Here is a 14,422-nt window from a genome sequence, read left to right as displayed (position 1 = left end):
AGTAGGTGATGGGTGTCATGATGTGGCACAGTCGGCGGCGCGCGACATGGGACCATGCTCAGATTCGATCGGCGCGGGTTGTGACGAATGACAAAGCCGGGGTTTCGGCGTGGTCGAGGGGGCTACGCGACGTCCAGGCTCTCGGCGTGTGACGGCTTGCGGGCGGCCGTCGCGATGCCGGCCAGCGCGACCAGGCCGCAGAGCCACGCGAACCAGTCGCCGAAGCGCGCGTACGGCGTCTTTCCCGGTCCGATCGGGACGTCGGCGACGACCACCGTGAACGGGCCGCCGCCGGTGCGGGCGTCGGCCAGCACGTGTCCCCGCGCGTCCGCGAGCATCGGCGTCCCGCGGGCCGCGCTCCACGCCACCGAGAAGCCGTTCTCGACGCCCCGGATCAGCGCCGTGCGGCTGTGGGCCCAGCCGTCGGCGTCTTCGTCGGACGCCGGGATGAGGACCAAGCCCGTGCCGGCCTCGCCGTATTCGCTGCTCGGGTCGGCGAAGTTGACGTCCATGCACACCATGAGCCCGATCCCGGCGAGGTGCGCGAGCCGGGTGCCGGACGCCATGCCCGGCGAATCCCCGGTGTGCCACTTGCGGTATTCGACCGGCGCGCCGGTCGGCGGGATCGCCAGCGCGGCGTTGAACCGGCCGTCCGGGGTCGTGTCGACGACGCCGGTGACGACGTCGAGGTTGCGCGTGCGGGCGACCTCCGTGAAGGCTTCGACGAGCCGGGGCCGGCTGGTCTGGTCCACGGCGAAGACGGCTTCCGGGAGCACGACGGCCTGGACGCCGTCCGGCAGCCGCCCGATCCGGTCCACATAGGACCGTAGGAGGGCCTGTCCCTCCGGCGTGGCGACGTCGGCCGCCCAGCGGCTCTGGCCGGGCGCGACCAGCGCGACCCGCGTCGACGGCCCGGTCGGCGGGGGCGTGGTCCAGAACGCGAGCCCGCCCGCGACCGCCGCGAGAGCCACGGCGGGAACGAGCCGGGTCCGGCCGCGCAGGCCGGGCGCCAGTGCGGCGGCCACGGCGGCCGGGACGAACAGCACCAGGAACTCCACGCCCCAGCCCCCGGTGATCGCGGCGAGCCGCATGATCGACGGCCGGTCGGCCTGGGTCGTCATGAAGGTGTCCATGAGACCGGTCGGGTTCAGCAGCGAAACGACGTAGAGCGCGACCGTCCACAACGCGGGCGCGGCGAGCGCGGCCAGGAGGCCGTGGCCGCGCCGGACCAGCAGGCGGAAGAGCAGCGCGGACACCGCGAACAGCAGCGCGCTCCCGCCGAGGATGCCGAGCGCGGCCGGCCGCGGGACGGAAAGGGAATGCCAGAAGTAGCTCCAGCTGCCGGCACTGCCCGCGAGATAGGCGACGAACGCGCAGACCGCCGCGACGGCGCCGCGAACGCGGGGCGCGAGCAGCAGGACCGGCAGCGGCGCGAGCCAAGCCAGTTCCGGCAGCGGGTCCAAACCCGTGCCGAAGAAGAACAACACGGCCGACGCCACGGTCGCCAGGATCGCTTTCATCGGTGCCCCCTTCGCCTGCTTGCGAGGGTTCCAGGCGACGCGGGCGGGCACACTGGGCTGAACCACCGGGCTCTGGTGGGGTTTACCCCACCTCGGTTCACCCAGAGTTCAGTAAGCCGTCACGCCGGAGGGATCGGAGCGGTCCCCGTCGATCAGTAGCGTTGCGAAGGGACAGCAACGAAAGTGGGCCGCCCATGGACTTCTCGCTGATCGTGCTGGTGGTGATCGTCGCCGCACTGGCCTTCGACTTCACCAACGGCTTCCACGACACCGCGAACGCGATGGCCACCTCGATCGCCACCGGGGCGCTGAAACCGAAAGTCGCCGTCGCCGTCTCGGCCGTGCTGAACCTCGTCGGCGCGTTCCTCTCGGTCGAGGTCGCGAAGACGATCTCCGGCGGCATCGTCGACGACACCAAGGTGACACCGGTGATCATCTTCGCCGGCCTCGTCGGCGCCATCGTGTGGAACCTGGTGACCTGGCTGATCGGGCTGCCGTCGAGTTCGTCGCACGCGCTGTTCGGCGGGCTGATCGGCGCGACCTGGATCGCCTCGGGCGCCGACGCCGTCCACTTCGGGAAGGTCGTCGAGAAGGTCCTGATCCCGGCGCTCGCCTCGCCGGTCGTCGCCGGGATCGTCGCGACCCTGGGCACCTTCCTCGTCTACCGGATCACCGCCCGCGCGAAGCAGGACACGGTGGGCCGCACGTTCAAGGCCGGCCAGATCGCCTCCGCCTCCCTGGTGTCGCTCGCGCACGGCACGAACGACGCGCAGAAGACCATGGGCGTCATCACGCTGACGCTGATCGCGTCCGGCTCGCTCGCGCCGAACTCGGGCCCGCCGTTCTGGGTGGTCCTGACGGCCGGAACCGCCATCGCGCTCGGCACCTACCTCGGCGGCTGGCGGATCATCCAGACGATGGGCAAGAAGCTCACGGAAATCCAGACCCCGCAGGGCTTCGCTGCCGAAACGAGCGCCGCGGCGGTCATCCTCACGTCGGCGCACCTCGGCTTCGCGCTGTCCACCACGCACGTCTGCTCCGGCGGCATCATCGGCTCCGGCCTCGGCCGCAAGCTCGCCGAGGTCCGCTGGGGCGTCGCCGGCCGGATGGTCCTGGCCTGGGCGCTGACGCTGCCCGCCGCCGCGATCGTCGGCGCGCTCGCCGCCTACGTGTCGACGCTCGGGACCTGGGGCACCGTGCTGGTGGGCCTGGCCGGCGTCCTGGTCGCACTGGGCATCTGGCTGGCGTCGAAGCGGAACCCGGTCAACGCCCACTCCATCCACCAGCCCGAGCCCGGCGTCGCGCAGCCGGCCAACGCCTGAGGAGCGCCGTGCACATCAACTGGGGTTCCCTCGGTCTCGTCTTCGTCGTCGCCCTCGCGTCGGTCGTGGTGCTGACGAGCCTCTTCTCCTTCGGGGTGGTGGGGCTTTCGCAGCGCGACACGGCCCGCGAGTCGGGCGCCTCGGGCACCGGCCCGCTGGCCGGCGCGGTCGTCTGCTTCGCCGCCTGCGCGGCGATCATCGGCTACGGGATCTACTTGATCGTCGCCTGAACCCGCTTCCGGAAGCCGGCGGGCAGGCCGGCGAGCATCGGCTTCAGCGTGGCGCGCCGCGCTTCGCCCAGGTGGGTCAGCAGGTCGAGCGCCGGCGTCCAGAGGTCTTCGTCGGCGCTCGCCGCGGTGACCAGCCGGCCGAGCCGGTGGGCCGGCAGCAGCCCGACGACGTGGTCGACGCGGCGCTTGTCGTCCAGCACGAAGGCGATCCGCAGCAGCGACGGGTCGTCGATCCGCTCCAGGGCCCGCCGCACGGTGAGGTCGGGCAGGTGCCCGACGAACCGGCCGAGGGTGATCCAGTCCTCTTTGCGCGTGAGTTCGGACGCGACCGCGAGGACGGTGTCCAGCGGAATCCGGGAGATGATCGCGCTCGCCCGCCGCGGATCGAGCTCCGCGGCCACCTCGGCGAGGAAGATCGGACTCAGCCGCTTGGCGACGTCGACCCCGCGCCCGACGTCGACCAGCCCGGCGATCCGCGCGCACAGCAGCGGACCGAACACCTTCTCGGCGATCTTGGCCAGCACCCCGACCGGCACGACCCGCGCCGCCAGCGCCATCCGCTGCAGCGCGGCGGCGTTGGCGTCGAACAGCGTGTCGGTGACCTGCTCGCGGAAGGCCTGCAGGTCATCGGCGTCCACGCGGGCGAGGTAACCGAGCCGCCCGGGCTCGACGCCGAGGACGCGGGCCAGCTTCAGGATCTCCGCCTCGGCCGCGTGGTTCTCCGTCACAGGCCGACCGCTTTCCGGACCGCGCCACGCAGCAGCGCGGGCACGTACCGGAGGCCTTCCTCGCCCGCCTCGGCGAGCGCTTTCGCCTGCCGTCTGCGCGCGTCGCGCAGAGCGTTGGCGAGGTCTTGTCGCTCGTGCTCTTCGAGGGCTTCGATGCCTTCGGGGAGGTAGCCGCCCAACTGGTCGGCGAGTGTGCGCTCGGCCATGATGGATCATCATGCAACACGGCGGGCCTCGCCGGGCGGATATGCGGCTCGGAACGTCCACCGCCTGTGTCGGCGACCTCGCCGCCCGTGCCGCCCGTGCCGCCCGTGGGCCGCTCCTTGTTGTGAGCACTGCTCTCGCCTGACGGCCGCCGGGTGCTCAACTTGAGAGCCCTGATCATCCACGAGAGCACTGCTCTCGTCTGGGAGCGAGCGGCGCTCGATATTGAGAGCGCTGCTCTCGCGTCGCGGCGCGTGGCGTCTGACTTTGAGAGCGCCGCTCTCGTGGCGCGGTGCCCAATGCCCACCTCGAGAGCGGTGCTCTCAATCGACTCGAGTGCGATGCTCCAAAGTGAGAGCACTGCTCACTCGCCACCGTGAGCGATGCTCGGTTTCGAGAGCACTGCTCACGGAAGCGCCCGAACCCGGTCACTGCGGGGCGCGCCTCCGCGGGAAGGTTGACTTTCGGCAGTGGCCGGCCTGCCGGCACCCCTTATAGCTTCGAACTCGTGCGGACGGTGACCAAACGCAGGTGGCAGGGGGCGCTCGACGTCGCCGTCGGGTTGTTCCTCGCGTTCGTCGTCTTCGTGGGGACCCTGGAGAGCCGGTCGTACTGGGAGCTGGCCTGCGGCCTCGCGGTCGTGGCCGGCTCGGTCGCGACGGCTCGGCGGTACCCCGCCGTCTCGCTCGGGATCGCGTTGGCCGGGGCCTTGGCCGTGCCGTTCCCCTACGGCGACCACGTACCCGTGTGGGTGGTCTTCGTGCTGGTCGCGATGAGCTACCAGGCCGGGCTGCGGATGCCCCGCGCCCGCCCCGGGATCCTGACCGGGACGGCCTGCGCGGTCTTGGGACTGCCGATCGCGCTCGTCTTCGGCCAGGACGGCCTGGGGGACTGGGCGGCGATGGTCGCGATCCTCGTCTTCGCCGGGCTGTCGCCGTGGCTGCTCGGCCGGTACGTCCGGGTTCGCGGCGAGCTGGCCCGCAGCGGCTGGCGCCGGGCCGAGGAGATGGAGAGCAGGCAGCGGCTGGTCGCCGAGCAGGCGCGGCTGCGCGAGCGCGCGCGGATCGCCAGCGACATGCACGACTCGCTGGGGCACGAGCTGAGCCTGATCGCCGTCCGGGCCGCCGCGCTGGAGGTCGCGGGCGGGCTCGACGACGCCCAGCGCGACGCCGCCGCGCAGCTGCGGACCAGTGCCGCGACGGCGACCGAGCGGCTGCGCGAGATCATCGGCGTGCTGCGCGAGGACGCCGCGCCGGTGGAACCGGTGCAGGGCGACCTCGGTGAGCTGATCTCGCGGGCGCGGGCGTCGGGCCTGCTCATCGAGTCCACAGTGGACTGCGAGTCGGCGCCGCCGATGGTGGCCAGGGCCGCATATCGCGTGGTGCAGGAGGCTTTGACGAACGTGGCGAAGCACGCGCCCGGCGCCGCCGTCACGATCCGGGTGCTCAGCACCGGCACGCAGACCGACGTCAGCGTGGTCAACGCGCCGCCGCCCGCCGGGCCGTTGCCCGGGGCCGCGTCCGGGCACGTCGGGCTGATCGGCCTGCGCGAGCGCGTCCGGCTCGCCGGCGGCACGCTGCGGGCCGGGCCCGACGCCGGCGGGTTCGCCGTCACCGCGACGCTGCCGCACGGCGCCGCGCCGGTCGAGCGGCAGGAGACCGATGACGACGAACCCGGGCCGTCGACGTCGGCCCGGGCCCTCGAGCTGGCCCGGCGGGACGTGCGGCGCAGCCTGATCCAGGCCGTCGCCGTCCCGCTCGCCCTGTTCGCGATCGTCCTCGCGGTCGCCGGGATCGCGTTCCTCTACCTGTGGAACTCCTCGGAGCTGCCCACCCCGGTCTACGAACGGCTGCGGATCGGCCAGCCGCGGGCCGAGGTGGCGCCGCAGCTGCCGGAGAACCAGCGGGCCGCCCGTCCGTTGCGGAGCGAGCCGCCGGTGCCAGCCGTGTCCGGGGTTGCGTGCGAGTACTACGGCGCCGGGCAGTCGTGGCTCGAGAGCGACTACGCCGCTTACCGGCTGTGCTTCGCCGATGGGAAACTGGTGGCCAAGGACTGGTTCACCGAGGGGGCGCCGTGATCAGGGTCGTGCTGGCCGACGACGAAGCGATGATGCGGGCGGGGGTGGCGGCCATCCTGGCCGCGGACGCCGGGATCGAGGTCGTCGCCGAGGCGTCCGACGGCCGGGAAGCGGTTTCCCAGGTGCTGGCCACGCACCCGGACGTCGTGCTGCTGGACATCCGGATGCCGGGGCTGGACGGTCTCGGCGCGGCCGCCGAGATCCGGCGGCTGCTGCCCGCCACGGGCGTGATCATGCTGACCACGTTCGGCGAGGACGACTACATCGAGCGCGCGCTGAGCCTCGGCGCCGGCGGATTCCTGCTGAAGTCGGGCGACCCGCGGGAGCTCCTCGCCGGTATCCACGCCGTGGCCGGCGGGGCCGCGTTCCTTTCGCCGAAGGTCGCGCAGCGGGTGATCGCCCGGCTGTCCGGTGGGCAGCTGGCGCGCGCCGCCGCGGCCCGCGAGCGGATCGCCGCGCTGACCCCGCGTGAGCGCGAAGTACTGACGCTGCTGGGGTCCGGACTGTCCAATGCGGACATCGCGGCGAAGATGTTCGTCGTCGAGGGTACGGTGAAGGCGCACGTGAGCACGATCCTGACCCGGCTCGGCGCGAAGAACCGGGTCCAGGCGGCGATCACCGCGTACGAGGCGGGACTGGTCGGGGGAGACGCGGCGGCGTCCACCCCGTGATCCCCGCGCCCACGCGGGCGGTCGCCTTGGCCGGCAGGCACCTCAGCACGGCGGCGCGCAGTGCCGTCGCGACCGGGTTGGCCAGCTGCGGGCCGAGCTTCCCCATCCGGACCGACTCGCGGACGACCCGCTGGCTGCGGGGCCGCCGGGTCCGGTCGTAGCTCGCCAGTGCGGCGCCGACGGTGTCCTCCGTGGACACGGCGTGGGCGAGGACGACGGCGTCCTCGATGGCCTGGCAGCCGCCCTGGCCGAGGAACGGCGGCATGGCGTGGGCGGCGTCGCCGAGCAGCGCGATCCGGCCGCGGGTGTAGGTCTTCAGCGGGGTGCCGAGGTGGTAGAGGTCGTGGTGCAGCACGGCTTCCGGCGGGGTGGCGGCGAGGAGGGCCGGGATCGGTTCGTGCCAGCCCTCGCGGGCCGGTTCGAGGTCGGCCGCCGGGGTGCCCGGCGCGGCGAGGGCCGAAATCCACCAGTAGACGTCGCCGCCGGTCAGCGGGAGGACGCCGACTTCGGTGCCGCGGTCGAAGCTCGTGCTCAGCGGGGTGCCGGGCAGGTGCGCGATGCCGCGGAACGCCGTGCTGCCGGAGTACACCGGCTCCGGGTGGTCCGGGAAGAGCGCGTGGCGGACCCGGCTGTGGATGCCGTCCGCCGCGACGATGAGGTCGGCACGCAGTTCGCCCCGGTTGTAGCGGACCAAGCCGTCTTCGCGGACTTCGGTGACTTCGGCGCCGGTCTTCAGGCTTTCGGCCGGAATCGCGTCCCGGAGGGCGGCGATCAGGTCCCGCCGGTGGATCGCGCCGAGCGGCCGCCCGTGCCGCCGGGCGAACTCGGCGCCGTCGTAGCGGGCGATCCGGCGGCCGCGCCGGTCGCGGAAGCCGCCTTCCCGCTGCGGGGCCAGGCGCTCGCCGAGGTCGACGCCGAGCTCGTCGAGGCAGCGCAGGGCGTTCGGCCAGAGGGAAATGCCGGCCCCGACATCGCCGAACTCGGGTGCTTTCTCGAGGACGGTGACCGTCCAGCCGACCCGGTGCAGCCCCACGGCCGCCGCCAGTCCGCCGATGCCGCCCCCGACCACTACCGCGGGCATGCCGACCTCCTCTACATCTGTAGAGAACTCTACACCTGTAGAGTGCGCCTGTGGAACGGGTGGACGTGATCGCCGACGCAGCGATCGAGGTCATCGCGGCGGAGGGCCTGCGCGGTCTGACCCACCGCGCGGTGGATCGCGCGGCGGGCCTGCCGGTGGGCTCGACGTCGTACTACGCGCGCACGCGGGCGGCGCTGCTGGAGCTGACGGTGGCGCGGATCGTGCGGCTGGACCAGGTGTTCCCGCGGTCGGCGAAGTCGTCCGCGGAGTTCATCGCGGGATACGTGTCCGAGGCGATCACCGCGGGCCGGACCCGGATGCTGGCGCGGTACGAGCTAGCACTGGAGGCGACGCGGCGCCCGGAGCTGCGCGCGGTGTACGACGAGGGGGGCTTGCAGATCCGCCACCAGGCGGCCGCGGTCCTGGAGGCGGCCGGTTCGGCGGATCCCGCGCGGCACGCTCGGGTGGTCGTGGACTGGATGGAGGGGACGATCTTCGGGGCGTTGGCCGGGACGGGCTCACTGGCACCGCCGCCGTTCGAGTCGCTGGTGGCGAGCGCCCGCGAGATCCTGACGGGGATCGGCGTGGAGTGATCTCGGCCCGGTTGTCCACGTTCCCGCGGCGGTGTGGACAACCAGGCCTCGGCCGCGGCATTTTCCGGGTTGTGCCGGGTGGCCCCGATAGACTGGACTTGGGGACGCCCCCCGGAGAGGGTGGGGGAGCTTTCTCTCTCCGGCGTCGCGGCGGCGCAACACCTGAGTGTTCAGGAGTTGCGGATGTCCAGAGGGATCGGATCCCGCGGAATGTGGTTCGCGTGCGGGCTGGTCGTTGATCGCCGAGCGGGTCGCCTGCTTTGCGCTGGTGGATGCAGGGGTTGGCAGCCGGGAGGCTGCCCGGAGCTGGGCCGACCGGTGTCGACGGTTACCTCTCTCAGGCGTCGCGGCGGCGCAACACCGCCGTGCCGGCCAGGAGGGCCGCCGCTGCCCAAACCGCGCAGATCACCAAGCCCACCCAAGGGGCGTACGGTGCCGCCGTCATCGTGATCGGGTTCGGCCGGCCCGCCTCCACCATCGCGTTCACCCCCGCGATTCCCGGGAAGTACGGCATCGCCTCCGGCAGGCCCAGCGATGCCACGATCAGCGGCGCCGGGACCAGCAGCACGATCACCGACACCAGCGTCCCGGCCGCGCTGCGCAGGGCCCAGGCGATTCCGGTGCACAGCAAGCCCAGCAGGGCGAAGTAGCCGCCCATGCCCGATGCCGTGGTGAAGGCCGCCTGCCAGGACGTCGGCAGGCCGTGGCCGTCCATCACCGCCGTGGCCACCGCCATTCCCGCGCACGACAGCAGCACTCCGTACCCGAACAGGACCGGCGAAAGCACCGCCGCCTTCGCCAGGGCCACCCGGGCGCGGACCGGGGTCCACAGCAGCGTCGACCGGATTCCCCCGGCCGCGTACTCGCTCGTCACGAACAGCGTGGCCAGCGCGATCACCGCGAACTGGGCCAGGTAGAAGCCGCCGCCGAGGGCGATCGTGTCAGCGCTCTGCGGCTCGTCGCCGATGCGCTGGGCGATCGCCGACAGCGTGGCGTAGAACGCCGTCAACGCCGTTCCCGCCGCCAGGCACCACCAGGTCGCGCGGACCGACCAGAACTTCGTCCACTCCGAAGCCACCGCGCCCGGCAGGCCGCCGCCGCGCACCTCTGCCGATGCCGTCATGCCGATACCCCGTATTCCACCGAAGCAGCCGTCAGTTCCAGGTAGGCCTGCTCGAGCGAGGCCGTCCGCTCCGCGAGTCCGTGCACGCGGATCCCGAGTTCGTGCACCAGGTCGCCGACGCGGGTGACGTCGACGCCGTCCACCACCAGCTCGCCCGCTTCGCCCGGGTGGGTCAGGCCGCCTTCGGCGCGCAACCGCACGTCCAGCGACTCGCGGTCGCCGTCGGCCGGGACGCGGACCGAGACCGTCGTGCGGGAGTTGCCCGCGATGAACTCCGCCACCGGCGCGTCGGCCAGCAGCTTGCCCCTGCCGATCACGATCAGGTGGTCGGCCGTCAGCTGCATCTCGCTCATCAGGTGACTGGAGACGAACACCGTGCGCCCCTCGGCCGCCAGCGAGCGCATCAGCTGCCGCACCCAGCGGACGCCGTCCGGGTCGAGGCCGTTGACCGGCTCGTCGAACAGCAGCACCCCCGGGTCGCCGAGCAGCGCGCCCGCGATGCCCAGCCGCTGTCCCATGCCGAGCGAGAACTGGCCGGCCCGCTTGCCGGCGACGTCGGAGAGCCCGACCGTCGCCAGGACCTCCTCGACGCGGCTCGCCGCGATGCCGTTGCTGCGCGCCATGGCCAGCAGGTGCTTGCCCGCGCTGCGGCCGGGGTGCAGCGCCTTGGCGTCGAGCAGCGCGCCGACCTCGCGCAGCGGGTGCCGCAGCTCGGCGTAGCGCCGCCCGCCGACCAGGGCTTCGCCCGCCTGCTGGTGGTCGAGCCCGACGGTCATCCGCATGGTCGTCGACTTCCCGGCGCCGTTGGGGCCGAGAAACCCGGTCACCTGGCCCGCGGCGACGTCGCAGGTGAGCGCGTCGACGACGGTCTTCTCCCCGTAGCGCTTCGTGAGTCCTCGAAGCGTGATCATCGTTCCTCCCGGTTTTCGCCTGTTCCGGGAGCTTGCGGGTTCCGGGGCACCGGGGACATCGGCCGACGGTCGCGGGCGACCCCCGACTTTCGGCAGGGGCTCAGCCGCGGCGGCGGGTGTGCCGGGTCGGGACGGCGCCGGCCGGGTCCTCGGGCCAGGGGTGCTTCGGGTAGCGGCCGCGCAGGTCGGCCCGCACGGCCGGGTAGCCGGACGTCCAGAAGGACGCGAGGTCGGCGGTGATCGCGGCCGGGCGGCCCGCGGGGGAGAGCAGGTGCAGCACCACCGGAACCCCCGCGATCACGGGTGTTTCGGTCCAGCCGAAGGTTTCCTGGAGTTTGACGGCGAGCACCGGCTGGTCGCCGCGGTAGTCGACGCGCGGGTGCGAGCCCGACGGCACCTCGAGGCGGTCCGGGGCGAGGTCGTCGAGTTTCGCCGCCTCCGGCCAGGGGAGGAGGGCTTTGAGGGCGGTGCCCGCGTTGATGTTCCCCAGGTCCGCGCGACGGCGGGCGGTGCCAAGGTCCAGCCAGCTGTCCACATCGGACAACAGCGCCGCGTCGTCCACCGGCGGCCACGGCGGGCCGAGGACGCGGTGCAGGAAAGCCATGCGCTCGCGGAGGCGGGTCGCGTCCTGGCTCCACTTGAGCAGGCCGAGCCCTTCGGCTTTCAGGCCGGCGACGAGGGCGTCGTGGACGTCGGCGTTCTTGAGCGGCTTCTCGGACAGGACGATGGCACCCAGCTTGCGGACCCGCCGGGCGACGACATCGCCGTCCCAGGTGATCTCGTCCACTTCGGACACCTGGCCGGCGTGGACGGCGAGGCTTTCGTCGGCGGCCGCGGCGAGGCGGATGGTGCCGTGGACGCGGCCGGGGTCGCGGGTGGCTTCGGCGATGGCCAGCCACTCGGCGTCGAGCCCGCTGCCCGGCGGGAGTTCGGCGGCGGTGCCGCCGGCCATGAGGTAGACGGGCGCGCCGCCCGGGCGTCGCCGAGCCAGCCGTTCGGGGTGCGCGAGGGCGACGACGAGGGCGGGATCGGCTCGGTGGGGAGGACGATCGGCGGCCGCGCGGTGACCGGGGGAAGCCGGAGTGCCGGTCCCGGCACCCCGCGACACCAGGCCCTCCAGCCGCCGGACCTCCCGCTTCCAGCGGCGCGCCCCTTCGTCGCCCGCCGAGCGCAGCCGGCGCAGCTCCGCGGCCACGTCGGTCAGCGTGGCGCCCGCGTCGAGCAGGGCCACCACCTCCGCCGCGTTCCGGGCACCGACTTCGGAAGACCCGTCCAGCAGCGCGCGGGCCAGCCGCGGGTGCAGGCCCAGCTCCGCCATCCGCCGTCCGCGCTCGGTCACCGTTCCGTCCGGGGACGTCGCGCCCAGCGTCGCCAGCAGCGCCCGCCCGGCCGCCAGCGCGCCCTCGCCCGGCGGGTCCCACCAGGCCAGGCCGCTGCCGTCGGGCGTCGACCAGCACGCCAGCTCCAGCGCCAGGCGGGCCAGCTCGGCCGTGCGGATCTCCGGCTCGGGGTACGCCGGCAACGTCGCCTGCTCGTGCTCCGCCCAGCAGCGGTACGCCCGCCCGGGCGCCTCGCGGCCCGCGCGGCCGGCCCGCTGCGCGGCCACCGCCGCCGACACGCGGACCGTCGCCAGCCCCGGCAGCCCGCGCCGGTGGTCGACGCGCGGCACGCGGGCCAGGCCCGAGTCCACGACGGCGCGCACGCCCGGCACCGTCAGGCTCGACTCGGCCACCGCCGTCGCCAGCACCACCCGGCGCCGGTCACGCGGCCGCAGCGCGTCGTCCTGGTGCGCCGACGGCAACCGGCCGTGCAGCGGCAGGACGTCCACATCGGACAGGTGCAGCAGTCCGGCCGTCCGCGTGATCTCCCCGGCGCCGGGGAGGAAGGCGAGCACGTCACCGTCCCCTTCGGACAGTGCGGTCCGCACCGCCCGCGCGACGCAGGCCTCGGTCCGCTCACCGCGGGACGGCGGGACGTAGGAGAAGGCCACGGGGTAGGTCCGCGCCGTGGCCGTCACGACCGGGGCGTCGCCGAGCAGGGCCGCGAGCCGCCCGGACGCGACCGTCGCCGACGTCGCCAGCAGCCGCAGGTCCTCGCGCAGCCCGGCGCGGACGTCCAGGAGCAGCGCCAGCAGCAGATCGGCGTCCAGGTGCCGTTCGTGGCACTCGTCGAGCAGCACCGTCGAGACGCCGGGCAGTTCCGGGTCGCCCTGCACGCGCCGCACCAGCAGCCCGGACGTCACGACCTCGATCCGGGTCCGCGCGGACACCTTCCGGTCGCCGCGCACGGCGTACCCGACCGTCTCGCCGACCGGCTCCCCGAGGATCGCGGCCATCCGCGCCGCCGCGGCCCGCGCCGCCAGCCGCCGCGGTTCGGCGACCACGACCCGGCCCTCGGCCGCCGACGACAGGGCGAGCGGCACCAGCGTGGTCTTGCCCGTGCCGGGCGGCGCCACGAGCACCGCCGCGCCGCGCTCGGCCAGCGCGGCCAGGACGTCGGGCAGCACGGCGCGCACCGGCAGGTCGGGCAGCTTCACTTCGACGGGACCTCGGGGGGCGGAGGCAGCTGGTAGCCGGACGGGCCGATGTTCGCGTTGAGCGAGCGCAGCCATTCGCCGGAGGAGATCATCTTCCGGATCGCGTCGTCGACCGCGGCCACCCCCTGGGTGTCGTCCTTGCGCAGGCCGATGCCGTAGTTCTCCTTCGAGAACGGCTTCCCGACGATCTTCAGCAGCTCCGGGTCGCGGGCGACGTAGCCGGCCAGGATCACCGCGTCCGTCGTCACCGCGTCGATCTGCCCGGCCAGCAGCGCGGTCACGCAGTCGGAGTACCGCGGGTACTCGACCAGCTGCACGGCCTGGGCGAACTTGTCCTTCACCTGCTGCGCCGGCGTCGACCCGGTGACCGAGCACAGCCGCCGCCCGTTGAGCGCCTCCGGGCCGGCGATGTCGGCCGACGTCCGCCGCACCAGCAGGTCCTGGCCGGTGGTGAAGTACGGGCCGGCGAACGACACGACCTGCTTGCGCTTGTCGGTGATCGAGTAGCTCGCCACGACCAGGTCGACGGCGCCGGAGGTGAGGTCGGTCTCCCGCGTCGCCGACGTCGTCTCGCGCCACGTGATGCCCTTCGCGGGGACGCCGAGCTCACTCGCGACGAACGTCGCGACATCGACGTCGAACCCGGCGAACCGGCCGTCGACGGTGTGCTCAGAAAGGCCAGGCGCGTCGAACCGGATGCCGATGGTCAGGTGATCCGTCGCACTCGCCCGGGTGACGAGCGAGTCCGTGGGCGAAACGTGCGCCGGACCGCAGGCCGACGCGGTGACCAGGAGCAACGCCGAGCCGAGGAGCGTGCGCCACCGCATCCAGCCGCTCCCTCCGCCGCTGTCCTGCCTCACGAAGTTCTCAGGTCCTCCCGCTAGCCTAAGCGCGTGGTGCGACCGTCCCAACCCGTGCTGAACTCCGTCGGCACGCTCGCCCGGCTCGGGCTGGCAGCCGTCTGGCTCGTCTCCGGCGCGCTCAAGCTGGCGGATCCCGGCCAGACGCTGATCGCCGTGCAGGCGTACGAGGTGCTGCCCGGCGCACTCGAGAACGTGGTGGCCGTCGCGCTGCCGCTGGTGGAACTCGTGCTCGGGCTGCTCCTGCTCGCGGGCCTGGCGACCCGGTGGGCCGCCGCGGCCGCGCTGGGCCTGCTGCTCGTGCTCATCGCCGGCATCGCCCAGTCCTGGGCGCGCGGCCTGAGCATCGACTGCGGGTGCTTCGGCGGCGGTGGCCACGTGGCGGCGGGGCAGACCGAGTACCCGCAGGAGATCCTCCGCGACACGGGGTTCGCGCTGCTCGCCGTCTGGCTGGTGGTGCGCCCGCGGACCTGGCTGTCACTCGACGGGTGGCTGGCGCGAGATCGCGGGAACTCGGGCGACCCCGGACACGACTACTCGGGTATCGCGGAAGGGAACTGATACAC

Annotated in this window: 14 protein-coding genes; 6 read left to right on the top strand and 8 right to left on the bottom strand. The window is 73.4% G+C overall.

Features of this window, described 5'->3' with window-relative positions; translation table 11 throughout:
- Positions 1-122: 122 nt before the first annotated feature.
- Entirely contained in the window at positions 123-1,520 is a 1,398-nt protein-coding gene (locus DV20_RS04340; RefSeq protein WP_043776574.1) for a carbon-nitrogen hydrolase family protein, read from the bottom strand.
- Positions 1,521-1,714: 194 nt separating this feature from the next.
- Here DV20_RS04340 and DV20_RS04335 point away from each other — a divergent pair, with 194 nt between their 5' ends.
- Positions 1,715-2,842 carry an inorganic phosphate transporter gene (locus DV20_RS04335; RefSeq protein ID WP_043776573.1) on the top strand — a complete coding sequence of 376 codons (1,128 nt, stop codon included), beginning with the start codon at positions 1,715-1,717 and terminating at the stop codon, positions 2,840-2,842.
- Positions 2,843-2,850: 8 nt separating this feature from the next.
- Positions 2,851-3,072, top strand: coding sequence for a hypothetical protein (locus DV20_RS04330; RefSeq protein ID WP_043776572.1), 222 nt, complete (start codon positions 2,851-2,853; stop codon positions 3,070-3,072).
- Here the strand turns inward: DV20_RS04330 and DV20_RS04325 are convergent.
- Together DV20_RS04325 and DV20_RS04320 are read right to left on the bottom strand one after the other, a co-directional pair.
- Positions 3,054-3,800, bottom strand: coding sequence for a hypothetical protein (locus tag DV20_RS04325; protein WP_043776571.1), 747 nt, complete (start codon positions 3,798-3,800; stop codon positions 3,054-3,056). The genes DV20_RS04330 and DV20_RS04325 overlap by 19 nt on opposite strands.
- On the bottom strand, positions 3,797-4,006 hold the full coding sequence (locus tag DV20_RS04320) for a hypothetical protein (RefSeq protein ID WP_043776570.1): 210 nt from the start codon (positions 4,004-4,006) through the stop codon (positions 3,797-3,799). The genes DV20_RS04325 and DV20_RS04320 overlap by 4 nt, the downstream gene beginning before the upstream one ends.
- Positions 4,007-4,512: 506 nt before the next feature.
- Between DV20_RS04320 and DV20_RS04315 the strand changes: the two genes are divergently transcribed.
- On the top strand, positions 4,513-6,081 hold the full coding sequence (locus tag DV20_RS04315; RefSeq protein WP_043776569.1) for a sensor histidine kinase: 1,569 nt from the start codon (positions 4,513-4,515) through the stop codon (positions 6,079-6,081).
- The gene (locus DV20_RS04310) at positions 6,078-6,752 is read left to right on the top strand and encodes a response regulator (protein WP_043776568.1); all 675 of its coding nucleotides are present in this window, start codon (positions 6,078-6,080) and stop codon (positions 6,750-6,752) included. Before DV20_RS04315 ends, DV20_RS04310 begins: the two co-directional genes overlap by 4 nt.
- On the opposite strand, the gene DV20_RS04305 is transcribed toward DV20_RS04310, so the two are convergent.
- Positions 6,697-7,833, bottom strand: a complete 1,137-nt coding sequence (locus DV20_RS04305; RefSeq protein WP_043776567.1) for an FAD-dependent monooxygenase — start codon at positions 7,831-7,833, stop codon at positions 6,697-6,699. The genes DV20_RS04310 and DV20_RS04305 overlap by 56 nt on opposite strands.
- A gap of 50 nt (positions 7,834-7,883) precedes the next feature.
- Here DV20_RS04305 and DV20_RS04300 point away from each other — a divergent pair, with 50 nt between their 5' ends.
- Positions 7,884-8,426, top strand: a complete 543-nt coding sequence (locus tag DV20_RS04300; RefSeq protein ID WP_051735788.1) for a TetR/AcrR family transcriptional regulator — start codon at positions 7,884-7,886, stop codon at positions 8,424-8,426.
- Positions 8,427-8,763: 337 nt separating this feature from the next.
- Here the strand turns inward: DV20_RS04300 and DV20_RS04295 are convergent, their stop codons facing one another.
- From DV20_RS04295 to DV20_RS04280, 4 genes are all read right to left on the bottom strand, one after another.
- Positions 8,764-9,549, bottom strand: coding sequence for an ABC transporter integral membrane protein (locus DV20_RS04295; RefSeq protein ID WP_043776565.1), 786 nt, complete (start codon positions 9,547-9,549; stop codon positions 8,764-8,766).
- Positions 9,546-10,460, bottom strand: coding sequence for an ATP-binding cassette domain-containing protein (locus tag DV20_RS04290; protein ID WP_043776564.1), 915 nt, complete (start codon positions 10,458-10,460; stop codon positions 9,546-9,548). The genes DV20_RS04295 and DV20_RS04290 overlap by 4 nt, the downstream gene beginning before the upstream one ends.
- A gap of 100 nt (positions 10,461-10,560) precedes the next feature.
- Positions 10,561-12,996 carry an ATP-dependent helicase HrpB gene (hrpB, locus tag DV20_RS04285; RefSeq protein ID WP_043776563.1) on the bottom strand — a complete coding sequence of 812 codons (2,436 nt, stop codon included), beginning with the start codon at positions 12,994-12,996 and terminating at the stop codon, positions 10,561-10,563.
- Positions 12,993-13,823 (bottom strand): glutamate ABC transporter substrate-binding protein, encoded by an 831-nt coding sequence (locus tag DV20_RS04280; RefSeq protein ID WP_043776562.1) that lies wholly within the window; start codon positions 13,821-13,823, stop codon positions 12,993-12,995. The genes hrpB and DV20_RS04280 overlap by 4 nt, the downstream gene beginning before the upstream one ends.
- 87 nt (positions 13,824-13,910) lie before the next feature.
- On the opposite strand from DV20_RS04280, the gene DV20_RS04275 reads away from it, so the two are divergent.
- Positions 13,911-14,417 (top strand): MauE/DoxX family redox-associated membrane protein, encoded by a 507-nt coding sequence (locus DV20_RS04275; protein ID WP_043776561.1) that lies wholly within the window; start codon positions 13,911-13,913, stop codon positions 14,415-14,417.
- The last annotated feature ends 5 nt before the right edge of the window (positions 14,418-14,422 follow it).

The sequence above is a fragment of the Amycolatopsis rifamycinica genome (genome assembly GCF_000695625.1).
Lineage (GTDB): Bacteria > Actinomycetota > Actinomycetes > Mycobacteriales > Pseudonocardiaceae > Amycolatopsis > Amycolatopsis rifamycinica.
The sequence above is the reverse complement of the archived record's forward strand: the minus strand, read 5'-3'. Positions and strand labels throughout refer to the sequence as shown.